The 21,157-nt window shown below is 71.9% G+C and carries 23 protein-coding genes and 1 tRNA gene; 4 read left to right on the top strand and 20 right to left on the bottom strand.

All coding sequences use genetic code 11. From position 1 onward, the window contains the following. Positions 1 to 203: 203 nt before the first annotated feature. The 7 genes from ACGF4C_RS01495 to ACGF4C_RS01465 form a co-directional block, all read right to left on the bottom strand. The gene (locus tag ACGF4C_RS01495) at positions 204 to 950 is read right to left on the bottom strand and encodes a DUF4232 domain-containing protein (protein WP_393562361.1); all 747 of its coding nucleotides are present in this window, start codon (positions 948 to 950) and stop codon (positions 204 to 206) included. Positions 951 to 1,101: 151 nt separating this feature from the next. Beyond that, on the bottom strand, positions 1,102 to 1,575 hold the full coding sequence (locus ACGF4C_RS01490; protein ID WP_362137350.1) for a VOC family protein: 474 nt from the start codon (positions 1,573 to 1,575) through the stop codon (positions 1,102 to 1,104). A 180-nt stretch (positions 1,576 to 1,755) separates the two neighbouring features. Beyond that, the gene (locus ACGF4C_RS01485; protein WP_393562360.1) at positions 1,756 to 2,559 is read right to left on the bottom strand and encodes a hypothetical protein; all 804 of its coding nucleotides are present in this window, start codon (positions 2,557 to 2,559) and stop codon (positions 1,756 to 1,758) included. Between the two features lie 307 nt (positions 2,560 to 2,866). Continuing rightward, complete coding sequence (locus ACGF4C_RS01480) at positions 2,867 to 3,703, bottom strand: RNA polymerase sigma factor SigF (protein ID WP_030415863.1); 837 nt, start codon at positions 3,701 to 3,703, stop codon at positions 2,867 to 2,869. A 190-nt stretch (positions 3,704 to 3,893) separates the two neighbouring features. Further along, entirely contained in the window at positions 3,894 to 4,703 is an 810-nt protein-coding gene (locus tag ACGF4C_RS01475) for an RNA polymerase sigma factor SigF (protein WP_030415862.1), read from the bottom strand. A 519-nt stretch (positions 4,704 to 5,222) separates the two neighbouring features. Beyond that, positions 5,223 to 5,516, bottom strand: coding sequence for a Dabb family protein (locus ACGF4C_RS01470; protein WP_030417058.1), 294 nt, complete (start codon positions 5,514 to 5,516; stop codon positions 5,223 to 5,225). Positions 5,517 to 5,569: 53 nt separating this feature from the next. After that, complete coding sequence (locus tag ACGF4C_RS01465) at positions 5,570 to 5,734, bottom strand: hypothetical protein (RefSeq protein WP_199812579.1); 165 nt, start codon at positions 5,732 to 5,734, stop codon at positions 5,570 to 5,572. A gap of 758 nt (positions 5,735 to 6,492) precedes the next feature. On the opposite strand from ACGF4C_RS01465, the gene ACGF4C_RS01460 reads away from it, so the two are divergent. Both ACGF4C_RS01460 and ACGF4C_RS01455 read left to right on the top strand, forming a co-directional pair. Next, the gene (locus ACGF4C_RS01460) at positions 6,493 to 7,275 is read left to right on the top strand and encodes a DUF2127 domain-containing protein (protein ID WP_393562357.1); all 783 of its coding nucleotides are present in this window, start codon (positions 6,493 to 6,495) and stop codon (positions 7,273 to 7,275) included. A 122-nt stretch (positions 7,276 to 7,397) separates the two neighbouring features. Then, the gene (locus ACGF4C_RS01455; protein WP_393562355.1) at positions 7,398 to 7,889 is read left to right on the top strand and encodes a hypothetical protein; all 492 of its coding nucleotides are present in this window, start codon (positions 7,398 to 7,400) and stop codon (positions 7,887 to 7,889) included. Positions 7,890 to 7,950: 61 nt separating this feature from the next. On the opposite strand, the gene ACGF4C_RS01450 is transcribed toward ACGF4C_RS01455, so the two are convergent. From ACGF4C_RS01450 to ACGF4C_RS01435, 4 genes are all read right to left on the bottom strand, one after another. Further along, positions 7,951 to 8,037, bottom strand: a tRNA-Ser gene (locus tag ACGF4C_RS01450). A 101-nt stretch (positions 8,038 to 8,138) separates the two neighbouring features. After that, complete coding sequence (gene tadA, locus ACGF4C_RS01445) at positions 8,139 to 8,687, bottom strand: tRNA adenosine(34) deaminase TadA (protein WP_393562353.1); 549 nt, start codon at positions 8,685 to 8,687, stop codon at positions 8,139 to 8,141. Positions 8,688 to 8,743: 56 nt separating this feature from the next. Beyond that, positions 8,744 to 9,274, bottom strand: coding sequence for a hypothetical protein (locus tag ACGF4C_RS01440; protein ID WP_393562821.1), 531 nt, complete (start codon positions 9,272 to 9,274; stop codon positions 8,744 to 8,746). A gap of 210 nt (positions 9,275 to 9,484) precedes the next feature. After that, positions 9,485 to 9,769, bottom strand: a complete 285-nt coding sequence (locus ACGF4C_RS01435; protein WP_393562819.1) for a hypothetical protein — start codon at positions 9,767 to 9,769, stop codon at positions 9,485 to 9,487. Positions 9,770 to 10,079: 310 nt separating this feature from the next. On the opposite strand from ACGF4C_RS01435, the gene upp reads away from it, so the two are divergent. After that, a complete protein-coding gene (gene upp, locus ACGF4C_RS01430; RefSeq protein WP_030417064.1) occupies positions 10,080 to 10,715 on the top strand; it encodes a uracil phosphoribosyltransferase in 636 nt (211 codons plus the stop codon). A gap of 203 nt (positions 10,716 to 10,918) precedes the next feature. Here the strand turns inward: upp and ACGF4C_RS01425 are convergent, their stop codons facing one another. The 3 genes from ACGF4C_RS01425 to ACGF4C_RS01415 all read right to left on the bottom strand — a co-directional run bounded on the left by ACGF4C_RS01425 (position 10,919) and on the right by ACGF4C_RS01415 (position 12,975). Further along, the gene (locus ACGF4C_RS01425; protein WP_393562352.1) at positions 10,919 to 11,569 is read right to left on the bottom strand and encodes a LytR C-terminal domain-containing protein; all 651 of its coding nucleotides are present in this window, start codon (positions 11,567 to 11,569) and stop codon (positions 10,919 to 10,921) included. Positions 11,570 to 11,908: 339 nt separating this feature from the next. Continuing rightward, positions 11,909 to 12,205 carry a type II toxin-antitoxin system VapB family antitoxin gene (locus ACGF4C_RS01420; RefSeq protein ID WP_030084955.1) on the bottom strand — a complete coding sequence of 99 codons (297 nt, stop codon included), beginning with the start codon at positions 12,203 to 12,205 and terminating at the stop codon, positions 11,909 to 11,911. A gap of 167 nt (positions 12,206 to 12,372) precedes the next feature. Continuing rightward, positions 12,373 to 12,975 (bottom strand): DUF4232 domain-containing protein, encoded by a 603-nt coding sequence (locus ACGF4C_RS01415; RefSeq protein ID WP_393562349.1) that lies wholly within the window; start codon positions 12,973 to 12,975, stop codon positions 12,373 to 12,375. A 414-nt stretch (positions 12,976 to 13,389) separates the two neighbouring features. On the opposite strand from ACGF4C_RS01415, the gene ACGF4C_RS01410 reads away from it, so the two are divergent. Further along, entirely contained in the window at positions 13,390 to 15,015 is a 1,626-nt protein-coding gene (locus ACGF4C_RS01410; RefSeq protein ID WP_393562818.1) for a nitrilase-related carbon-nitrogen hydrolase, read from the top strand. A gap of 484 nt (positions 15,016 to 15,499) precedes the next feature. Here ACGF4C_RS01410 and ACGF4C_RS01405 read toward each other — a convergent pair whose 3' ends face one another. The 6 genes from ACGF4C_RS01405 to ACGF4C_RS01380 form a co-directional block, all read right to left on the bottom strand. After that, positions 15,500 to 16,315, bottom strand: a complete 816-nt coding sequence (locus ACGF4C_RS01405; RefSeq protein ID WP_393562348.1) for an RNA polymerase sigma factor — start codon at positions 16,313 to 16,315, stop codon at positions 15,500 to 15,502. A 36-nt stretch (positions 16,316 to 16,351) separates the two neighbouring features. After that, positions 16,352 to 16,945, bottom strand: coding sequence for an LPXTG cell wall anchor domain-containing protein (locus ACGF4C_RS01400; RefSeq protein WP_393562346.1), 594 nt, complete (start codon positions 16,943 to 16,945; stop codon positions 16,352 to 16,354). Positions 16,946 to 17,096: 151 nt separating this feature from the next. Then, on the bottom strand, positions 17,097 to 18,152 hold the full coding sequence (locus ACGF4C_RS01395; RefSeq protein WP_393562344.1) for an NAD(P)-dependent alcohol dehydrogenase: 1,056 nt from the start codon (positions 18,150 to 18,152) through the stop codon (positions 17,097 to 17,099). 355 nt (positions 18,153 to 18,507) lie between these two features. Further along, positions 18,508 to 18,801, bottom strand: a complete 294-nt coding sequence (locus ACGF4C_RS01390; RefSeq protein ID WP_234442377.1) for a hypothetical protein — start codon at positions 18,799 to 18,801, stop codon at positions 18,508 to 18,510. Between the two features lie 435 nt (positions 18,802 to 19,236). Further along, on the bottom strand, positions 19,237 to 19,443 hold the full coding sequence (locus ACGF4C_RS01385) for a ferredoxin (protein WP_393562341.1): 207 nt from the start codon (positions 19,441 to 19,443) through the stop codon (positions 19,237 to 19,239). A 173-nt stretch (positions 19,444 to 19,616) separates the two neighbouring features. After that, a complete protein-coding gene (locus ACGF4C_RS01380; RefSeq protein ID WP_393562340.1) occupies positions 19,617 to 20,933 on the bottom strand; it encodes a cytochrome P450 in 1,317 nt (438 codons plus the stop codon). Between the last annotated feature and the right edge of the window lie 224 nt (positions 20,934 to 21,157).

The raw sequence follows: 21,157 nt of genomic DNA, 5'->3' as shown, positions 1-21,157 counted from the left end.
CCGGGACCCTTAAGGCGTTGGTCGAACAGATCCCGTAGGGGATGCAGGCGCCCCTTGCAGGCCACAACGTGGGGGAGGGGGGAGGTATTCCTGATGGAACGACGACTCCACCGGTTGAACGACGACTCCTCTCGCTGAACGACGACCGCGCCGGCCGTGTGAGGGTACGGCCGGCGCGGTGGTGGGGGGTGGCGTCGGAGGGGTCAGCCGGCGTTGACCGGGTTGACGTAGGTGCCCGGGTGGGTGGCGCCGGACTGGTCGAGGATGGCGCCGCCGTAGGGCCACTTCAGCTGGAAGTGCTGCTTCTCGTTCGGCGGCGTGACCAGCACCGTGCCCGGCGCGATCTTCCTGTCGCCGGCGTTGACCGACGGCAGGAAGGTGATCGTGAACGACGCGGACCCGCCCGGCTGCAGCGTCACCGGCGTCGGCTTCTTCGAGGAGCGCGGCAGGTCGATCGAGTGGCCGTCGTCGGCCTTCAGCTGAACGCCGGGGAAGCCGCTGATCGTGCAGGCGGCCCGACCGGCGTTTTTCAGCCACACGGTGACGTTCTGCTGGGCGTCGCTGTGCATGTCCGGGACGCCGCCGCCCGACGAGCCCCAGCCGGCCTGCAGGCTGCCGGTGGCGCAGCGGGCGGAGGCACCGTGCTTGGAGGAGGTCTGCGAGGCGGAGCCGCCGCTGCCGCCCGTTCCGGAACCGTTCTTGCCGGTCTGCGAGCCGCCACCCGACGTCGTACCGGAGCCCTGGCCACCGGACGCACCCGAGCCCGCACCCGAACCCGAGTCCGCCCCGGACGAACCGCTCGCCCCGGCCGACGACACCGGGCTCGGGGAGCCCGCGGGATCGGGCTTGGGCGAGTTGCCCTGGCAGGCGGTCAGGGCCAGCGCGGCGACGGCGATCACGGTGGCGGCGGCTGCCTTGCGTCCGCGGCGGAGCATGGTGTGGTGCGACATCGGGAGTCCCCCTGGCTGGCTGCGTCAGTACGGTCACGGCCCGTCCGGCGGCCCGCTGACACCAGACTCCCGACCCCCGCTGTTGATCAACTAACAGCTCGCTAACGCCCGGACGCGTCCACTACCGCGCTCACGTCCACCACTACCTCGCTCACGTCGCGTCCGCCGCGGCCTCCAGGGCCGCGATGTCGATCTTCTTCATGCCGAACATGGCCTTCATGGCGCGGGCCGCCCGTTCCTGGTCCGGGTCGTTCAGCAGCTCTGCCATACCGCCCGGCGCGACCTGCCAGGACAGGCCGTACTTGTCCTTCAGCCAGCCGCAGGGGCCCTCCTCGCCGCCCTCGGAGAGCTTGGCCCAGTAGTAGTCGATCTCCTTCTGGTCGGCGCAGGTGACCATGAGCGAGATCGCTTCGGTGAAGGTGAACTCCGGGCCGCCGTTGATCGCGAGGTACGGCTGACCGTCGAGCTCGAACTCGACGGTCAGAACGGTGCCGGCCTCGCGCGGACCTGCCTCGTTGTAGTGCGTGACGTCGGTGATCTTCGAGTTCGGGAACACCGAGCAGTAGAACTCGGCGGCCTCCTTGCCCTGGGTGTCGAACCAGAGGTTGGGGGTGATGCGAGGCATGGCGATCTCCTGCGGGTGGGCGGTCAGCGGTCTGCGGTGTGCGGACCGCGGTCGGCCGTTGCGGGTGTGCGTTACCTGTATCGACACCTGCATCGACATCGACACCTGTATCGACACCTGTATTGACCGTGGCACCGGCCGGTACTCGGCGCCATCCGGGCGGAAATTCCGCGGAGATCTCTACGAGCCGCCGGCGCCCCACGCGAAGGTGATGTCCCGGGTGTCGAGGTGCATGCCCAGCGGCACCCGCCAGGCGTCCACGCACACCCGCCAGCTGCCGGTCTTCCGCGTGCCGGGGGCGAGCGGCAGCGGGAGCTCGTGCGTGGACGTGAGGGTCGCCCAGTCGACGCCGAGCGAGCCGATGACGTGGCTGCCGAACATGACCCTTCCGGTGGTGACGGCGTGGTCACCGGTGTTGACGAAGTCGAGGCTGACCTTCTGGCACCAGCGGACGTCGGTGCCGGCCAGGACGGCGTGACCGACCAGCAGACCCTCGGGGGCGCCCGGACCGGCGGGGATACCGGGCTTGGGCGGCGCCGGGGAGTCGTGGTGCGGGGGCCGGGTCGGGTCGCTGGGCTGCGGTGTGGGGTGCGGCGTCCCGTGTGAGCCGGGGGAGGGGGAGGGGCTGCCGCTCTTGCCGCCGGTGGAGCCGGGGCGGGCGCTGCCGGGCGCCGTGGTGGACGAGCCGCTCCCCGGGCCCGTACGAGCGGACGGCGCCCCGCCCCGGCCGTCACCGCCGCCGACCCCGCGACCACCGCTGCCGCCGCTGCCCCCGCTCCCCCTCCCGTTCCCGTCGTACGGCGTCAGCTCGACGCCGTCGCGTGGCGGTACGGGGTGTTGCGGCGCCTGTCCGTCGCCCGGGCCGGCCGCGCCCACCGCGACCTGGCCCCGGTCGGCCGCGTCCCCGCAGCCGGTGAGCAGGACACCCAGACACAGCACGGCCGCCGAAGCGGAGGCGAGGGTCGTTGTCGTCCGTCGTCGCATCGGCACAGTGTCACTGACGGACCGTCAGGTGTATAGGGATGGAGGGATGGTTGCGAGGCAAGGGCCGGTCTTGACGGTCCCCCCTGCGGTTCGCGAGTTGGCCGTCGTCGCATTCCGGCCACGGGCGGCAACGGGCGCATCACCACGAGGCGTTGGGCATCCGCACCCGGGCATGCCGAAAGCGGGCCCCGTGGCCGGTGCGGCACGGGTCCCGTCAGGAGGTTGTCAGTTCGGATCTCGTCCGGATCCGGATCCTTCAACTGTCCGCCGAGCGGCGAGCGTCGTGGGCCCCTCGGCGGACCGTCCCTCAGTCGGAGATCAGGCCCTCGCGCAGCTGCGCCAGGGTGCGGGTGAGCAGGCGGGAGACGTGCATCTGGGAGATGCCGACCTCTTCACCGATCTGCGACTGGGTCATGTTGGCGAAGAAGCGCAACATGATGATCTGGCGTTCCCGGGCGGGGAGTTTGGCCAGCAGGGGCTTGAGGGACTCCCGGTACTCGACGCCCTCCAGGGCGCTGTCCTCGTAGCCGAGGCGGTCCGCGAGGGAGCCCTCGCCGCCGTCGTCCTCGGGGGAGGGGGAGTCCAGGGAGGAGGCGGTGTAGGCGTTGCCGACCGCCAGGCCGTCGACCACGTCCTCCTCGGACACGCCGAGGCACAGGGCGAGTTCGGGGACGGTCGGGGAACGGTCCAGCTTCTGGGAGAGCTCGTCGCTGGCCTTGGTGAGGGCGAGCCGGAGCTCCTGGAGCCGGCGGGGCACCCGTACCGACCACGACGTGTCGCGGAAGAAGCGCTTGATCTCGCCGACGACGGTCGGCATCGCGAAGGTCGGGAATTCCACCCCGCGTTCGCAATCGAAACGGTCGATCGCCTTGATCAGACCGATCGTGCCGACCTGGACGATGTCCTCCATCGGCTCGTTGCGGCTGCGGAAGCGGGCCGCGGCGTAGCGCACCAGCGGCAGGTTCAGTTCGATGAGTGTGTCGCGCACGTACGTGCGCTCCGCGCAGTCCTTGTCGAGCGAGGCCAGCCGCAGGAACAGGGAGCGGGAGAGCGTGCGGGTGTTGATGGCGTCGTCGTCATGCACGTGCGGTGCGGGCGCGGGAATCGCGGCAAGCACCTTTGAGCTGCCCAGTTCTACGGACATGCCACCCCCTTGAGGTCGCGGACGGATCGCTGCGGCGTCCCCGGCCCGAGGCGGACCGGGAAGTGATGCCTCCACCTGAATACCGGAGGCAGCGCTACGGCAAACGCGGTTCCTGCAGAATGTCACATGTCGGCAACACGCTGTAGCGCCTTGTCGACATATCTGTGCAGGAACGGGTCGCCCGTCCCGGTTATGCGTCGATCCTGTTTGCGGATCGCAGGCGGGCGAAGCTCCGCGACAGTAGCCGGGAGACATGCATCTGCGACACCCCCAGTTCGGCAGAGATCTGGGACTGCGTCAGATTGCTGTAGTAACGCAGCAGAAGGATCCGCTGTTCGCGTTCGGGGAGCTGGACGAGCAGGTGCCGTACGAGGTCGCGGTGCTCGACGCCGGCGAGCTCGGGGTCCTCGTATCCGAGGCGGTCCAGCAGGCCGGGCAGGCCGTCGCCCTCCTGGGCGGCCTCCAGTGAGGTGGCGTGGTACGAGCGGCCCGCCTCCAGGCAGGCCAGTACCTCGTCCTCGCCGATCTTCAGGCGTTCGGCGATCTCGGCGGTGGTGGGGGAGCGGCCGTGCAGCACCGTCAGGTCCTCGGTGGCGCCGTTGACCTGCACCCACAGCTCGTGGAGGCGGCGCGGCACATGGACCGTACGGACATTGTCTCGAAAGTAGCGTTTGATCTCGCCGACGACGGTCGGCATGGCGAAGGTGGGGAACTGGACGCCGCGGTCCGGGTCGAACCGGTCGATCGCGTTGATCAGGCCGATCGTGCCGACCTGGATGACGTCCTCCATGGGCTCGTTACGGCTGCGGAAGCGGGCCGCGGCGTAGCGCACGAGCGGCAGGTTGGCCTCGATCAGGGCGGCACGGACGCGGGTGTGCTCGGGGGTGCCGGGTTCGAGGTCGGACAGCTCGGCGAACAGCACCTGTGTGAGCGCCCGGGTGTCCGCGCTCCGGCTCTCGCGGGACGGAGCCTTGGGCGCAGTACGGGCCGTCACGGTCACGCCACCCTTCCAGTGCTCGACAGTGCAGGGACTCGCAGCAGTGCATGTATCCGGCAAAAGCGGTCATAGCATCACAAGACATGTGCACTGTGTGCAAGCACCCCATAACGCCGTGTTGAAGAGAGAGTTGGGTGGTGAGAGGGGTGAGGGGACGGGTGAATGGAGGGGCGAGGGAAGGAGCGGGGGGAGGGGCGGGGGGAGGGGCGTGAAGGGCGTGTGGAGGGGTGCGGTGGGAGCGGGGCGGGAGTGGGGCGGGGCATGCGGAAGCCCCCCGCCCGGGGGAGGGCGAGGGGCTCCGGTGAACGGCTGCGGAGGGCGTGCCGATCGCGGGCGGATTGCGGGCCGAGCACGTGCGGAACGTGGGCCGGTCGCGGGCCGAGTGGGCGCGGAACGTGGGCCGGTCGCGGGCCGAGCAGGTGCGGATGGAGGGCCGATCGCGTGCGGGCGCGGGCCGATCACGTGCGATCGTGCGCCGGGGGTTCCGGGGTGAACGGGTGAACGGCTACCGGGCGCCGCGGCTCAGAATTCGTAGTCCGCGATCACCCAGGTGGCGAATTCGCGCCACTGGGCGGCGGCCGCCTGGTGGGCCGGGTGCTCGATGTACCGCTTGAGGGCGTCCTTGTCGGCCACCGCCGAGTTGATCGCGAAATCGTAGGCGATCGGGCGGTCGGTGATGTTCCAGGCGCACTCCCAGAACGTCAGCTCCGGGACCTCGTCCTTGAGCGCCGCGAAGGCCCGGGCGCCGGCCTGGACGCGTTCCTCGTCCCGCGAGACGCCGTCGTTGAGCTTGAACAGGACCAGGTGGCGGATCACAGGGGCCTCCGTACGGCGGGTGATCAACCGGACCGGCCCAGGAGCGGGCTGCCCTACTTGATCAGCTGGGTCATGAACTCGCCGACGCCCTGAGCAGCGGACGAGATGCCCTCGAAGCCTACTTGGACCAGCTGGGCGGCACGCTGGGGGGAGGTGATGATCGTGTACAGCACGAAGACGATGAGGAGGTACAACACGATCTTCTTCGCCTGCGCCATCGTCCCGTCTCCCCTGTGGCAGTCCCCTGCGGCCGTCCCTGCAGCTCCCGCGGTGGTGCGGGCGGCTGGATGCAGTCGGGCGAGTGTAACCACACGTGTTCGATCCGGGGAGCCGGGAGTACGCACGGTTCCCCTCCCGTGCCCCTCGGCGGGGTCGGCCCCGCCCCTGGCCCGGGCCCTGATCTGGGCCCCCCTCCGGTCCCTGGACCGGTCCCTGATCCGGCCCCTGACCGGCCCCTGATACGGACTTGATGGACCAAAGGCCCGGGGAAGCAGGTCCTTTGCCGGGCCGTCGGGGCGGGCCCGGCCGGCACCATGAAAACGGTGGCCCGATGGATCTGGCAGGAATCCGCGGGCCCCGGACCAGGGCCTCGCTGCGGGGCCCACGCTGCGACTTCCCCGCGAAGGCGGCGTGGGCTTGGGGGTTCGGTCCGCACCGGGGGGAGCGGCTCCCTTGAGGCCGCTTCCCCCGGACCGGCCTGCCGCCGGTCCCCTCGATCGGCCGGCGTGGCCCCGTCGACCGGCCCGCCGCCTCTCCCTTCCCCTCCGTCGCCCCCCTCGCCCCCTCGTCGCTGGCGGCCCCGTCGCCTTCTCGCGCCTGTCGCCGCCACGCAACCGCCACCCGCCGTACCCGCGTCTCTCACCTCGTACGACGCGGCGTCCATGCATCATGTACGCGACAGATTGACGCGCGGCGGCGCGCCGCGGCGCGGTGCGGGCGGCCGTGTGGGACGACGAAAGGACCACGGGCTCCGACGATGAAGATCGACTGGGACCGGCGTACCTGCGCGCGCCGCGGGCACATCACCTACCTCCCCACCGAGGAGCACCTCCGGCAGAACCTGCGGGCCGACACCGCGCTCGGTGTGGCCTGGCGCTGCCTGCGCTGCGGCGACTTCGCGCTCGGCGAGCCGCACGGCGCGGGCCCGGCCGCCGACGCCCCGCTCGTCCCGCGCGGCAAGGTCCTGCGCGACCTGTTCATCCTGCGCTTCCTGGCCGTCGAACGGGCGGTGCGCGGCGTCTTCATCGTGCTGGCCGCGGTCGGCGTCTGGCAGTTCAGCAACCGCAAGGACGCGGTCCGCCGGTTCTTCGACGAGTACATCGCCGTGCTCCGCCCGGTGGCCCGGCACTTCCACTACGACCTGGACCACTCCCCGGTCGTCGGCACCATCCAGAAGACCTTCGGCTACCGCCACTCCACCCTGGTGCTGGTGGCCGTGGCACTGCTGGTCTACGCAGTCATCGAGATCGTCGAGGGCGTGGGCCTCTGGTACGCCAAGCGGTGGGCGGAGTACCTGACGGTCGTCGCGACCGCCGCCTTCCTGCCGCTGGAGATCTACGAGCTCACCGAGAAGGTCAGCTGGCTCAAGATCGCCACGCTCGTCGTCAACATCCTCGCGGTGCTCTACATCGCGCTCGCCAAGCGGCTGTTCGGGCTACGCGGCGGCCGGGCGGCCTTCGACGCGGAGCGGCACAGCGCCTCCCTCCTGGAGGTCGAGACCTCGGCCGGCCTGACCACCACGACGCCCCACAACGCCTGAACGCCCGAACCCGGGGGGAACCCACCATGCCCACACCCACACCCACACTCAGACCCACATCTACGTCCGCGAACGTATCCCCGTCCGTATCCCCGGCCGCATCCGCGGCCGCATCCACGCCCGTGAACTCCGTGCGTTCCGGCTCCGGTTCGCCGCGCCCGTCCGCCGTCCGCCGGCGCACGGCGGTGGTGCTGGCGCTGCTGGCCGGCCTGCTGGCCGCCGCCGTCGCACCGGCCACGGCGGCCGTCCGCGCCGGGTCGGTCCGCACCGAGTCCGTCCGTACCGAGTCCGTGCGTGCGGTCGCCGCTGCCCCTGCTCAGCCCGCCGCCTACGGCCGCCACGGGGCGTTCCACTCGTCCCTCTCTTCCCACTCGTCGCACGGCTCGCACCACTCGACGCCGCACCTCAAGAGCGTCTACAAGGGCAAGAAGTCCTCGTGGAAGTCGAAGGGCAAGACGTCGAAGGGCAAGACGAAGAAGAAGCGCGGCTTCTTCAAGAAGCTGGGCATCTTCCTGGTCGTCGTGTTCGTCGTCCTTCTGGTCCTCATCGTCCTGGTGATCTGGCTGATCGTGCACTTCGTGCGCCGTGCGCTGCGGGGCCGGCGCAACGCCTAGCCGCCACCCCGGACATGACGAAGGCCCCGATCCGGAAGGGATCGGGGCCTTTGTCCTTGAGCGGTAGCGGTGGGATTTGAACCCACGGAGGAGTTGCCCCCTCACGCGCTTTCGAGGCGCGCTCCTTCGGCCGCTCGGACACGCTACCGAGAGAGAGCTTAGCCCACGGGGGGCCGTGCACCGAAATCGGATTCCCGGGGGCGGGACGAACGGGTCGGGGCCGGGCCGGGTAAGCGGCCCCGCCGCTGGTCAGCGGTCGCGGAAGAACGTGGTGAGCAGGGCCGCACACTCCGCCTCGAGGACGCCGGTGATGACCTCGGGGCGGTGGTTGAGACGTCGGTCACGTACCACGTCCCAGAGCGAGCCGGCCGCGCCCGCCTTGGCGTCGCGGGCGCCGTAGACGACCCGGTCGACCCGGGAGAGCACGAGCGCGCCGGCGCACATCGTGCACGGTTCGAGGGTGACGACGAGGGTGCAGCCGGTGAGCCGCCACTCCCCGACGGCCCGTGCCGCCGCCCGCAGGGCGAGGACCTCGGCGTGTGCGGTCGGGTCGCCGGTGGCCTCGCGTTCGTTGTGGCCGGTGCCGAGGACCGTGCCGTCCGCGGACAGCACGACGGCGCCCACCGGGACGTCACCGGTCCCGGGGGCGCGGGCGGCCTCGCCCAGCGCCTGCCGCATCGCTGCGATCCAGGGATCGCGCAGTGGATCGCCCAACGGGTCGGGCAGCGGTTCGGGCAGCGGATCGGGCGCCGGGGGAGGCGGAACGTCGGGCAGCGGGCCGGACCGGGGGGCGCTCATGCCCCCAGTGTCCGTGACCGGGACGGCTGCCGGTGACGGGCCGGTGCGGTCCCGGGCTACCGGACCGCCTCCAGCACGTCCGTGCAGCCCAGGGCGTCGGCGATCTCCGAGAGGGCGTCGCGTTCCAGGGCCAGCAGGTCCTTCTCGCCGACGCCGAGGTCGTCCAGGAGCACGGGGTCGCCGAGCGGGCCGGTCGGGACCGGGGTGCCGGTCTGGTCGTCCGCCTCGGCCTCCGAGTCCTGCGCGCCGGGTTCGCCGTCCTCCGTCCCGTCCAGGTCGAGGCTGTCGAGGTCGTCCTCGACGGTCTCGTCCCGGCCGAGCAGTTCGTCGGTCAGCAAGGACCCGTACGAGCTGCGGGCCGCGGCGGCGGCGTTCGAGACGAAGATACGGGGGTCGTCGTCGCCGTCCACCCGGACGACCCCGAACCAGGCGTCCTCCTGCTCCAGCAACGCCACCACCGTGTCGTCGTCGACCGCTGCCTCTCGGGCCAGATCGGCCAGATCGGTCAGCGTCTCCACATTGTCGAGCTCCGTATCGCTCGCTTCCCACCCGTCTTCGGTGCGCGCGAGCAGTGCGGCGAAGTACACCGTGACTCTCCCACTGGTCATAGGCGTGCCGGGCCGGGGCGGGGCGGCGTGCACGCCGGTGGTCCCGCCCCTTCGGAATCGTGGCAGAAACAACGCGTTCGCGCGGGGTCTTCGACGCTGCGTCGTGCGGAGGTTGTGCGAGATGTCGCTCACGTGCCGCAGCATTACCGGGCCCCGGGGCCTGTTCCGCTCTCAGCGGAATGCCCTCGGCTACCAGCGGAAAGAGCGCATCCGCATGGCCTGGCGCATCCGCTCGGCCCGCACCCGGCGCGGCTGGACGCGGTTGCGGAGCTCCTTCGCCTCGTGCAGTTCGCGCAGGAACTGCGCCCGGCGCCGTCGGCGCGCCGCCTCGCTCTCGGCCTCAGGGGCAGTGCCGGCGCCGTCCACATGGGCGTCCAGCGGGACGTCCAACACGCCGTGCAACGGGCCTTTCAACGGACCGTCGGCCGGCGCGGCTTGCCGGCCGGTCTTCGGAGCGGCTTGCCGGCCGTTCATCGGGGCGCCGGGCCCGGTGCCGTCGGCGTCGTAGGTGTCGTGGGTGTCGTGAGTGTCGTCGGTCCACTGGGGGTCGGGCACGCTGCACACCACCTCGGCGAGGACTGCGAGGACTGCGAGGACTGCGAGGACTGCGAGGACTGCGAGGACTGCGAGGACTGCGCCCGAGGGCGGGACGGAAGATCGGGCGTACGTGCCCACTTTCCCGCTATCCGGGGGAGTGATGCCAGCCGGGCCGCGCCATCGTGGCCGGCGGCGGGGCGGTGCACGGCGGGCGCCGGGGTCCTCCGGCTCGGTTACTGTCGATGTCATGCGGATCCACGTCGTCGACCACCCGCTGGTGGCGCACAAACTCACCACTCTGCGCGACAAGCGCACCGACTCCCCCACCTTCCGGCGGCTCGCCGACGAGCTGGTCACCCTGCTCGCCTACGAGGCCACCCGGGACGTGCGCACCGAACAGGTCGACATCGAGACGCCGGTGACGGCGACCACCGGCGTGCGGCTCTCGCACCCGCGGCCCATGGTCGTGCCGATCCTGCGGGCCGGGCTGGGCATGCTGGACGGCATGGTGCGGCTGCTGCCCACCGCCGAGGTCGGCTTCATGGGTATGGTCCGCAACGAGGAGACCTACGAGGCGCACACCTACGCCACGCGGATGCCCGACGACCTCTCGGGCCGGCAGGTGTACGTCGTCGACCCGATGCTGGCCACCGGCGGCACGCTGGTCGCGGCGATCCAGGAGCTGATCAAGCGCGGCGCGGACGACGTCACCGCGATCTGCCTGCTGGCCGCGCCGGAGGGCGTCGCGGTCATGGAGAAGGCGCTGGCCGGTACGCCGGTGACGGTGGTCACCGCGGCGGTCGACGAGCGGCTGAACGAGGACCGCTACATCGTGCCGGGCCTCGGCGACGCGGGCGACCGGATGTACGGCACCGCCGGCTGAGCCCACGCAGCATTCCCAGTCTTATTCCGGGCCTGCTTCCGAGCGGCTCTTTGCCAGCAGTGAAGGCTTCCGCGAAGAGGTTTCCGAGCAATGATCGGGCCCCGCACCACCAGGTGGTGCGGGGCCCGATCGCATGGCCGTCAGGTCTCGCTGCTTGGCTGCTTGGCTGCTTGGCGGCTCTGCGGCTTTCGGCTTCCGTTCGGTCAGCAGGTGGCGTCGCGGGCCGGTTCCTTGGCCGGACGGTTCAGTACGGCCAGGGACTTGGCGGCGGCCTGCGGGGTGGCGAGGTCCTTGAAGGCGTCGCCGATGATCAGGTCGAGTTCGGCGCCCTTGCGGCCGTCGGTCTTCTGCTCGGCGCCGGCGAGCTGGGTGGCGAGCACCTTCAGCGGGCCGTTCACCGCCGCCGTGGGGCCGAGCAGTATCCCGGCGCCCTTGATCTTCTTGTCGTAGGCGGCCGGGGCGTTGCCCACCTTGCCGATCTTGAAGCCGCGCTTCTTGAGCTCGTCGGCGGTGCGCTTGGCGAGCCCGGAGCGCTGGGTGGCGTTGAAGACGTTGACGGTGAGGGTGCCGGGCGCGGGCGGTTTCTGCGCGGCCGGCGTGGCCCGCACCGCGGTCTTCCGGCCGCCGTCCGGGCAGTGCTTCTTGTCCTGGGCGGCCTGCGCGGTACCGGTCCGGCCACCGAAGACGTCGATGAGCTGCAGGGTGCCCCAGCCCACCAGGCCGAGCGCGCAGGCCGTGGCGAGGAGAGTGAGGACGATCCGGCGACGGTGGCGGGGGCGGCGCATCCGCGGATACCTGTCGCCCGTGATGCGGTACTTCTTACCGCCCATGCCCGGGGGCGTCAGCATGCTCATGGGCGCAGCGTAGTGCGGGTGGCAGGCCGTGCCTACTAGATGATCAACGCGTGGCGCGAGACCCAACCCAAAAGGGCCAATTCGGGCAGGGCGGGTTGGGTGGGGACGTGCCGGGTCGGGTGGTAAGGGCGGGTTTTTGCCCGGTGGCGGGGGCGGGCTCGGCAGCCGGCGTACAGGGGCGGCCGGGTCCGGATGGTCGCAGGGGCGTGCGGGCCCGGACTCAGGGGTGTGCGGATCTGGACGCAGGGACGCAGGGACGCAGGGGCGTGTGGGCCTGGGCGCAGCCGGCGGGCCCGGTAGCGATGACGTGCCGTCCGGGGGCGTACTGCTGGCGGGGTGTCAGCCCAGTTCGAGGACCCGGGCGTGCAGCACCTGGCGCTGCTGGAGCGCGGCGCGCACCGCGCGGTGCAGACCGTCCTCCAGATACAGGTCGCCCTCCCACTTCACGACGTGCGCGAAGAGGTCGCCGTAGAACGTCGAGTCCTCGGCGAGCAGCGTCTCCAGGTCGAGCTGCTGCTTGGTGGTCACCAACTGGTCGAGGCGTACCGGGCGCGGGGCGACATCCGCCCACTGGCGGGTGCTCTCCCGGCCGTGGTCGGGGTACGGCCGCCCATTTCCGATGCGCTTGAAGATCACACGGAAAGCCTACCGGGCGAGCGGCACCGGGCGCAGCCATCCCGCAGCGGTGGAAAGGTGATCTTTGCCGAAAACCGGGACCGAAACCGCCGATGACCTGGTCCGGCGCGAGATCTGCCGGGATGGCACCCGCCAGGAAGTCGCTGCGCGGATCTCCCGCCTCCGCCTCACCAGCGCAGGGCGGCCGCCAGGCTGGGCTGCCAGTACGTGACGCGGGCGGTGTGCGGATCGACCCGGGCCGGAGTGCGGTCGTCCAGGCCGACCTGGGTGGGGCCGGTGTGCGCGGCCAGCGCGACCCCGAACTGCGAGACCTTCCGGCCGCTGCCGCCCGTACCGGTGGTGATCAGGGCGTAGGCGGTGGCATTGGGGGCGAGGGTGGTGACGGAGCCCGGCCGGCTGCGCCCGATCACCGGCACGGCGGGCCGGCGGCCCTCACCGAAGCTCAGCAGCGGATGGTGCGGCGCGGCGAAGTCGCAGGGCCGGTCCGCGTAGTTGGTGACCGTCAGCAGCATCCGACGGGCCCGGTGCGGCAGCGCGCCGGCGTGGAAGCGGAGCATCTCGGGCGTGCAGACGACCCGGCCGCCCGGGCCCCGTGGCGGGCCGCCGTTCGTCATGGTCGGCGAGGCGGGGGCCGGGGAGACGGCGGTGGCCGGGTCGTCGGACCGGTTGGTGGCGGTGCCGTGGCAGGCGGTGGCCACCGCGAGGACGGCGGTGACGGTCAGCGCCGCGGCGCGGGCCCGGCGGACGGTGCTGAAGAGCGACGACGGCATGGGAGCTCCCGGACGATGGCGTGTACCTGACCTTCCGCGCCACCGCTGCTGATCGGCTAACGCGCGGCTAACGCCCAGGGGCAGGGGCGAGGGGCAGGGGTGGGTGAAGGAGGGAGGGCCTGGACCTGACGAAAGTCGGGGGTCGCTCCTGCCGAACGGCGGCGGTGCCGGAGCCCCAACACTTCCTAGCGTCGGCCGAAACCACAGCAACGACGGCAGCCACGGCAACGACGGCAGCCCTGACAGCCACGGCAACGGCCGAACGACGAAGGGAACAGCGGGATGCCACCGGTGACGACCCGGCTCAGAGGCGGAGAGAGAGCGGGACAGGCGGGACAGGCGGGAGGAGCGGGAGGAGCGGGAAGGGCGGCACGGCGCCCCGGCCGTTGGCTCTGGTGGGCGGGCACCGTCCTCCTGGCCCTCGCCGTGCACAGCAACTGGCATGTGGCGCTCGCCGCCTGGCTGTTCCCCGTCTTCCTGTTGCGCTACGCCCGGCAGCGGCCCGCCCGGCGCGGACTGCTGCGCGTCGGATACGCGCTGGGACTCGGCCAGTTGGTGTGGCTGCTGTCGACGGGCCTGGTGTTCGTACCGTCCGCGCTGGGCGCCTTCGCGGTGCTCGCCCTGCTCCAGACACTGGCGTTCGCCGCCGACCGGCTGGTCGCGGCGCGCACCGCCTCCGCGGCCGGCACCCTGGTCTTCCCCACGGTCCTGGTCTGCGGCGAGTACCTCTTCACCCGGCTCGTCGACTTCGGCGACTACGGCCTGCTCGGCTTCACCCAGCACGGCTTCCTGCCGCTGCTCCAACTCGCCTCCGTCACCGGCGTCCACGGCATCAGCTTCGTCGTCGCCTGGACCGCCTCGACGGCCCACTGGGCGTGGCAGCGCGGCTTCCGCCGGCGGGAGATCCGGCGCGGCACACTGGTGTGGGCCGGGGTGCTCGCCGTCGTCCTGGGTGCCGGCGGCGTACGGCTCGTGTTCTTCCCGCCGACGACGAAGACCGTGCGGGTCGCCGGCATCAGCGCCGGCCGCACCGCGGAACGGGCCACCGAGCGGGCCCTGCGGGCCGGCGGTCTGCGGCTGTACCGGCCGCGGGAACTGGTCCGGGCCGCTCCCGGCCGGGTGCGCGCGGCGCTGGCACCGGTCGCCGACGACCTGGTGGCCGGCACCGAACGGGAAGCGCGGGCCGGTGCCCGGATCGTGGTCTGGCCGGAGACCCAGGCCGGGGTCCTGGCGGCCGACGAGCGGCGGCTGCTGGGCCGGGTGGCCGCGATCGCCCGGGCCCGCCACGTCCACGTCGACGCGGCCTACGCACTCTTCGTCCCGCAGGCCCCCTACGTACGGAACGTCGCCGCACTGGTCACCCCGGACGGCAAGGTCGCCTGGACGTACGACAAGACCCACCCCACCCCCATGGAGCGGATGCGGCCCGGCAAGGGGAACGTGCCGGTCGCCGCCTCGCCGTACGGGCGGCTGGCGAACGTGATTTGCTACGACGCCGACTTCCCCGCCCTGATGCGGCAGGCGGCCGACAAGGGGGCCGCCCTGGTCATGGTGCCGGCCAACGACTGGCCGGGCTTCGACGCGCTGCACGCCCAGCGGGCCGTGCTCCGCTCCGTCGAATACGGCTACGCCATGATCCGGCAGTCCGTGCACGGCGTCGCCACCGCCGTCGACCACCAGGGCCGCATCCGGTCCACGGCCGACTACTTCACCGCGGACCGGCAGACCCTCGTCGCCCAACTGCCCGTACAGCCACGCACCGAGACGGTCTACGGCGCGGCCGGCGATGTGTTTGCCCTGCTCTGCACGGTCGGGACGGTGCTCGTGCTGGGGCTCGGAGTCGCCGGCGGGCGCGCCGTACCGCTGCTCCGCGGCGGCTCCGGCGGCTCGGTGCGCGGCGCCCGGGACGGCTCGCCGTCCGGCCCCGGCGAGGCGGTGGGCCCGGACGCCCCGCCCGGGGACGTACTGCCTGCGGAGGCGCCGGGTGACGCACCGTCCGGGGCGGCGCTGCCCGGGAACGTACGGCCGGGGGAGGGGTAGGCGGAGGGCCCGCCCGGCGACGGCCCGTCCGGCCGGCCGGTGGGCGGCCCGGGGAACGACGGCGACGGCGTCGGGCCCACCGGGCGCGGCGGCGTCGCGGGCGCCGGCCGGTCGGACGGGCCCGGGGACGCGTCCGGAGCGGCCGCGAGATAGCCGAAGGCGACGGCCGCGGCCGCCACGGCCGCCGCCAACGGCAGACCGAAGCGGCGCAGCCAGGGGCGGAGCGGCCAGGGGTGAGGCAGCCAGGAGGGGCGTAGTGAGGTGGGATGCGACGGGGTGGGACGTAGCGAGGATTGGCGCCGGCGGGAGGGGCGGGGGCGGAGCCACTTCGGGGTGGCCGGGCGCCGGGCGGGGTGCGACCGCGGCCCGGGCGGCGCGGCCGGCCGCAGGTCCCGGACGTCGATGCTCTCCGCACGCGCCGCGAAGGCCCGCCGCAACCGCTCCTCCACCGGCCGTACGTCCCCGGGCAGTTCCTTCTCCTTCTTCATGACCGCCCCTCCAAGATCTTCTCCAGGGAGTCCAGCGCCCGGCTGGCGATCGACTTCACCGCACCGCGACTGATCCCCAGCGTGGCCGCGATCTGAGCCTCCGTCAGATCGCCCCAGTAGCGCAGCACGAGCACCTCCCGGCGGCGGGCCGTCAGCCCGCTCAGCGCGGCGAACACCTCGCGGTGCTCCTCGTCCAGCACGATCCGTTCCTCGGCGGACGGCGCGTCCGCCTCGTGGGGCGGGGTGTAGTCACGCGCCGTACGCCGGCGCCGCAACACCGAACGGGCGGCGTTCACGACCGCGGTACGCAGATAGGCCAGCGCGTTGTCCACGTCCGTGAGCCGCTCGCCGTGCCGCTTGTAGAGCGCGGTGAACGCGTCCTGAACGACGTCCTCGGCGGTCGCCCGGTCATCGACCAGCAGCACCGCCAGCCGCACCATGGCGAGCCGCTGCGCGTGGTAGAGCTCGCTGATGGTGGGCGGGGGGCCGGACGGCGGGGGTGTCGGTGCGGGTACGGGGCCGGGTGGGGGTGTGGGCGCGGGGGTGAGTGTGGGGGTGGGGGCGGGGTCATCGTGAGGGGAGCCGTCGTGGTGGGTCGTGCGGTGGTGGGTGGCGGTCGGCCGGGCGGTGTGCAGCAGCCATCGCACGGGCCGCAGCGATCGCACGGGCAGCAGGGCTCGCGCAGGCAGCAGCCAATGCGCGGTCAGCAGCCATTGCGTGGTCAGTAGCCACCGCCACCGCCACCGGGCAGGCCGGCGCCCCGGCACGGCGAACCGGACCGGGGCGGGGCAGACGGCTGCGGAGTACTCCATGGACGTACGTACCGGGGCGGGCGGGCGCGGACGGACTCAGCCGCGCCGGCGGCGGACCGCGTAGACGGTGGTGCCGCCCGCGGCGAGCAGTGCGGCCGCGGCACCGCCGATCGCCGCGGTGGTCCCGGAAGAGGCGCCGGTACGCGCGAGTTGCTTGCCGCCCTGGGCGGGCGCGGGTGACGGAACGGCGCTCGGTTCGGCGGTCGGCTTCGTGCCCGGCGGCACGCTGGGGCTGGGCGTCGCCGTGGGCGGCCGGTGCCCCGGCCGGGTGGGCGAGGCGGACGGCTCAGGGCGGGAGGAGGAGGGCGGTGCGGTCGGCTCCGGGTGGGCGGACGTGGGCGGCGCGGTCGGCGCGGTCGTTCCGTGGTGGCCGGGAGTGGTGGGCCGGGCACTCGGGACCGCGGACGCACCGGCGGCCGACGACCGCTCGGCGGCGTACGCCGACCCGGCCGCCACCACCGGGCCGGCGAGCACCGGTACGGCGGCCAGCGCGAGCACCGCGACGAGCCCGGCCCGGGCACGGGCCCGGTGGGCGGGGGCGGGGTAGGGGGAGGGGGAGGCGGAAGGGGCGTTTCCCGTAGTGGGGAACGGGGTGTGCTTCGGGGTCACGGTCGGCTGCTCCACGTTCATGCGTCGAAGGGCGGCGCCGATTGGCGCCCTCACCCCTCACGACGCCCGGCGGACCCGGGGGTTGCCGCACCCACCCGGATTTCTTCCGCCCACCGCTTCCCGCCGAACCCGCCGGTTCCCCGTAACGGCTCGCGCCCCCGGCCCACCGGCCTCAGATCGTCGAAGCGTCGATCACGAACCGGTACCGCACATCGCTCGCCAGCACCCGCTCGTACGCCTCGTTGATCTGCTCCGCGCCGATCACCTCGATGTCCGCGCCCAGCCCGTGCTCACCACAGAAGTCGAGCATCTCCTGGGTCTCCGGGATGCCGCCGATCATCGACCCGGCGAGCGACTTCCGCCCCGGGATCAGCGCGAACGCCGCGACCGGCAGCGGGCGCTCCGGGGCACCGACCTGCACCAGCGTGCCGTCGGTGCGCAGCAGCCCGAGGTACGCGTTCAGGTCCAGGTTCGCCGAGACGGTGTTGACGATCAGGTCGAAGGTGCCCGCCAGCTGCTCGAACGTGGCCGGGTCGGAGGTCGCGTAGTAGTGGTCCGCGCCCAGCCGCAGGCCGTCGTCCTTCTTGCGCAGCGACTGGCTCAGCACGGTGACCTCCGCGCCCATCGCGTGCGCGATCTTCACGCCCATGTGCCCGAGGCCGCCCAGACCGACCACGGCCACCTTCTTGCCGGGACCGGCCTTCCAGTGGGCGAGCGGGGAGTAGAGCGTGATGCCGGCGCAGAGCAGCGGGGCCGCGGCATCCAGCGGGAGGGTGTCGGGGATGCGCAGCGCGTAGTTCTCGTCCACCACCAGGTGCGTCGAGTAACCGCCGTACGTGGGCTCGCCGTCCCGGCCGGTCGCGTTGTACGTGCCGACGTTGCCGAGCTCGCCGGTGCAGTACTGCTGCAGGCCCGCCCGGCAGTTGTCGCACTCGCGGCAGGAATCGACGAAACAGCCGACGCCGACCCGGTCACCGGTCCGGTAACGGGTGACCTCGGCGCCGACCTCGGCCACCACACCGGCTATCTCATGGCCGGGGACGATCGGGAAGTTCCCGCCGTCGCCCCACTCGGCGCGCACGGTGTGGATGTCGGAGTGGCAGATGCCGGCGTACTTGATCTCGATCAGGATGTCGTGGGCCCCCAGCTCGCGGCGCGGAATCGTGGTCCGCTCCAGCGGTGCTTTCGGGGCGGGGGCGGCGTACGCAGAGACAGAGGTGTGGGTCATGCCACCGAGAATGCGTGGTTCCGCTTTCCGTAACCAGTGCACCGTTCAACATATGCACAGCAGGCCTAGTACTGGCGGAACCACCTTCGGGCGCCGGGCCCACGACGCTACGGCCCGGACGGGCGCGGGCATGCCATCCGGGCGCGGGCATCATGCGAGGGCCGTGGGCACAGGCATGCGCATGGTCGTGGGTAGGGGCGTTGGCACAGGTATGCGCATGGTCGTGGGTAGGGGCGTTGGCACAGGTATGCGCATGGTCGTGGGTAGGGGCGTTGGCACAGGTATGCGCATGGTCGTGAGCACAGTCGTGGGCATGGCCGTGAGCCCAGTCGTCGGCATGGTCGTGGGCATGCCGTCAGGAGAAGACGACCGACCGGACCTTCAGACGCTCGGAGGCATGGCCGCCGTTCGGCCGAAGATTGAAGTAGTCGCCCGTACAGTCGGCGCCGGCGAAGACCGTCGCCGTGGAGGCGGTGTAGTTCCTCGGCGTGTGCGCGGGCGGAACGGCCTCGTCGGCGACCTCCGGCAGCGTGATGCACTCCCAGCTGGGCGGATCGGCCAGCAGCCCCATGCGCGGACCGGTCCCGTCGTCGTAGACGTAGCTGAACGGGCCGGTGGCCGCCCCGGCCGAGGACGCCGGCAACGCCATGGCAAGCGCGAGAGCCCCGAGCGCGGTGGCGACCGCGGTGACGGAACGACGCAGAGTCGTGGGCCGAGCCAGGACTTCGCGCCTCGGCTCACGTGCGGGCCCATTTCCGGGCTCAGGTACGGCCGACCCGATACCGGGCTCACGTACGGACCCACCCACGGGCGACAGGGCTACGGCGCTTTGGGACCCGCTCTGGGACCCTCTCCGAAGCCCGCTCTGGGACCCTCGCTGAGACTCGCTCTGGGACCCGCTCTCGGACAGACGCATGGGCAGCTTCCTTTCCTGCTTCTCCCGCGGGGGCTCGGCGCCCCGCGCGAAAAGCGAGCTGCCCATGCGCAGGCCCGACGATGTGCCCGTCACACGAAGGAGTACTGCCGAATCGATCCGGCGGACATCGTCGGGAGGCCACTCGCCGGGTGTCCATCTCGCCGGCGGCTACACCCGCTCGACCTGCTCCACGGTGATCGCGGCCGCCGGGCAGATCGCCGCGGCCTCCCGCACCGCGTCATGCAGTTCGGCCGGCGGCGCAGCATCGAGCAGCACGACGATGCCGTCCTCCTCCCGCTGGTCGAACACCTCGGGCGCGGACAGCACACAGCTCCCGGCCCCACAGCACTTGTCCTGGTCGATGTGGACGCGCATGACTCTCTCCTCAGTGGTGGCGAAAACGGTGGGGCCCGCACCTGGCACCGGCGGGGGCTGAAGGGCGGGGACCCGAAGAGCGGGGCCTGAAGGTCTCGGCACCGGCGGGGCCGAAGGGCGGGGGCACGAAGAGCGGGGGCCGAAGGCCCCGGCCGACCAGGCCGTGGTCCGGATCACCACGCGACCGGCAGCGCGTACACCCCGTAAACCCCCATGTCATGCCGGAAACGGATCTCCTCGGAGGGAACGTCGAGCCGCAGGTCCGGCAGCCGGCGGAGCAGCGTCTCCAGGGCGATCTGCAGCTCCACCCTGGCCAGCGGCTGCCCCAGGCACTGGTGGACGCCGAAGCCGAACGCGACATGACGGCGCGCGTCCCGGCCCACGTCGAGGACATCGCCGTCGGGGAAGACCTCGTCGTCGCGGTTGGCGCTGTTGAGCGTGCACAGCACGCCCTCGCCGGCCCGGATGGTGACGCCACCAAGGACGACGTCCTCGGTGGCGAGCCGCGGCAGACCGTTGTGCACGATCGTCAGATAGCGCAGCAGCTCCTCCACGGCACCCTTGATCAGCGACGGATCGTTGCGCAGCCGGGCCAATTGGCCGGGATTACGGAGCAGCGCGAGCGTGGAGAGGGCCGTCATATTGGCGGTCGTCTCATGCCCGGCGACCAGCAACAGCCGCCCCATCGACGCGATCTCGTCGTCATCGAGCTCGCCCCGGGCGACCAGCCGGCTGACGATGGCGTCGTCCGGCCGCTCACGCTTGGACCGGGCGAGCCGGACCAGATACTCGTGCAGTTCCTGCTGCGCGGTACGGATGTCCTCCGGCTCGGACCGGAGGCTGAGCAGGATGCCGCTGCGCCGCTGGAAGAACTCATGGTCCTCGTACGGCACACCGAGCAACAGACAGATCACCAACGAGGGCAGCGGCAACGCGAATTCAGCCACCAGATCCGCCGCACTCCGCCCGTCGGTCATCCGGTCGAGCAACTCGTCGGCGATGCGCTGCACCTCCGGACGCATCGCCTCCACCTTCTTGACCATGAAGTCGGCGGTGAGCATCCGGCGCAGCCGGGCATGCTCCGGATCGTCCCTGCGGATGAAGGTGGGGTTCTTGGTGACGATCTCCCGCCCACCGGCCGTAAGAAACGGAAACCCGGGCCGAGTCGCATCCGCACTGAACCTCGGATCCCCGAGCACCGCCCGCACATCCTGATGCCGCGTCACCAGCCAACACGACGACCCGTCCCACAGCGTCGCCCGCACCACCGGCTGCTCCCGCCGCACCCGCTCCACCCCCGCCGGCGGATCAAACGGACACCCCTGCCCCCGCCCCACCGGCACCACCAGCCCACTCTCACCGGCACTCTCACCAGTGTGAGTAGTGCCGGTGGTGCTGGCGTTGTGGGGAGTGCCAGTGGTTCCGACGGTTCCCGAGGTGCCGACGTCCCCGGCGGCGTGCTCCACCTCGATGGGTTCTACGGTCGTCATTGGGCTGGTCCTTCCACGATCGGGACACGGCACTGCCGTGACCAACGGTGCGGGGTGGCGCCACTCCTCGACGGGGCGTTGCAAGCGCACGGCGCGGCTTCCGAATCCCGGCACAGCGCACGCGCAACTACTTACCTAAGTTAAGCAACTACCGTTCACACGTTAACTCAGCGCCAGCAACCGAGGGAAGGAAAGATCCAAGCCTCCCCAAGGTTGGCTCAAAA

Source organism: Streptomyces sp. NPDC048197 (genome assembly GCF_043202395.1).
In the GTDB taxonomy this organism is placed as follows: Bacteria; Actinomycetota; Actinomycetes; order Streptomycetales; family Streptomycetaceae; genus Streptomyces; species Streptomyces siderophoricus.
The sequence above is the reverse complement of the archived record's forward strand: the minus strand, read 5'-3'. Positions and strand labels throughout refer to the sequence as shown.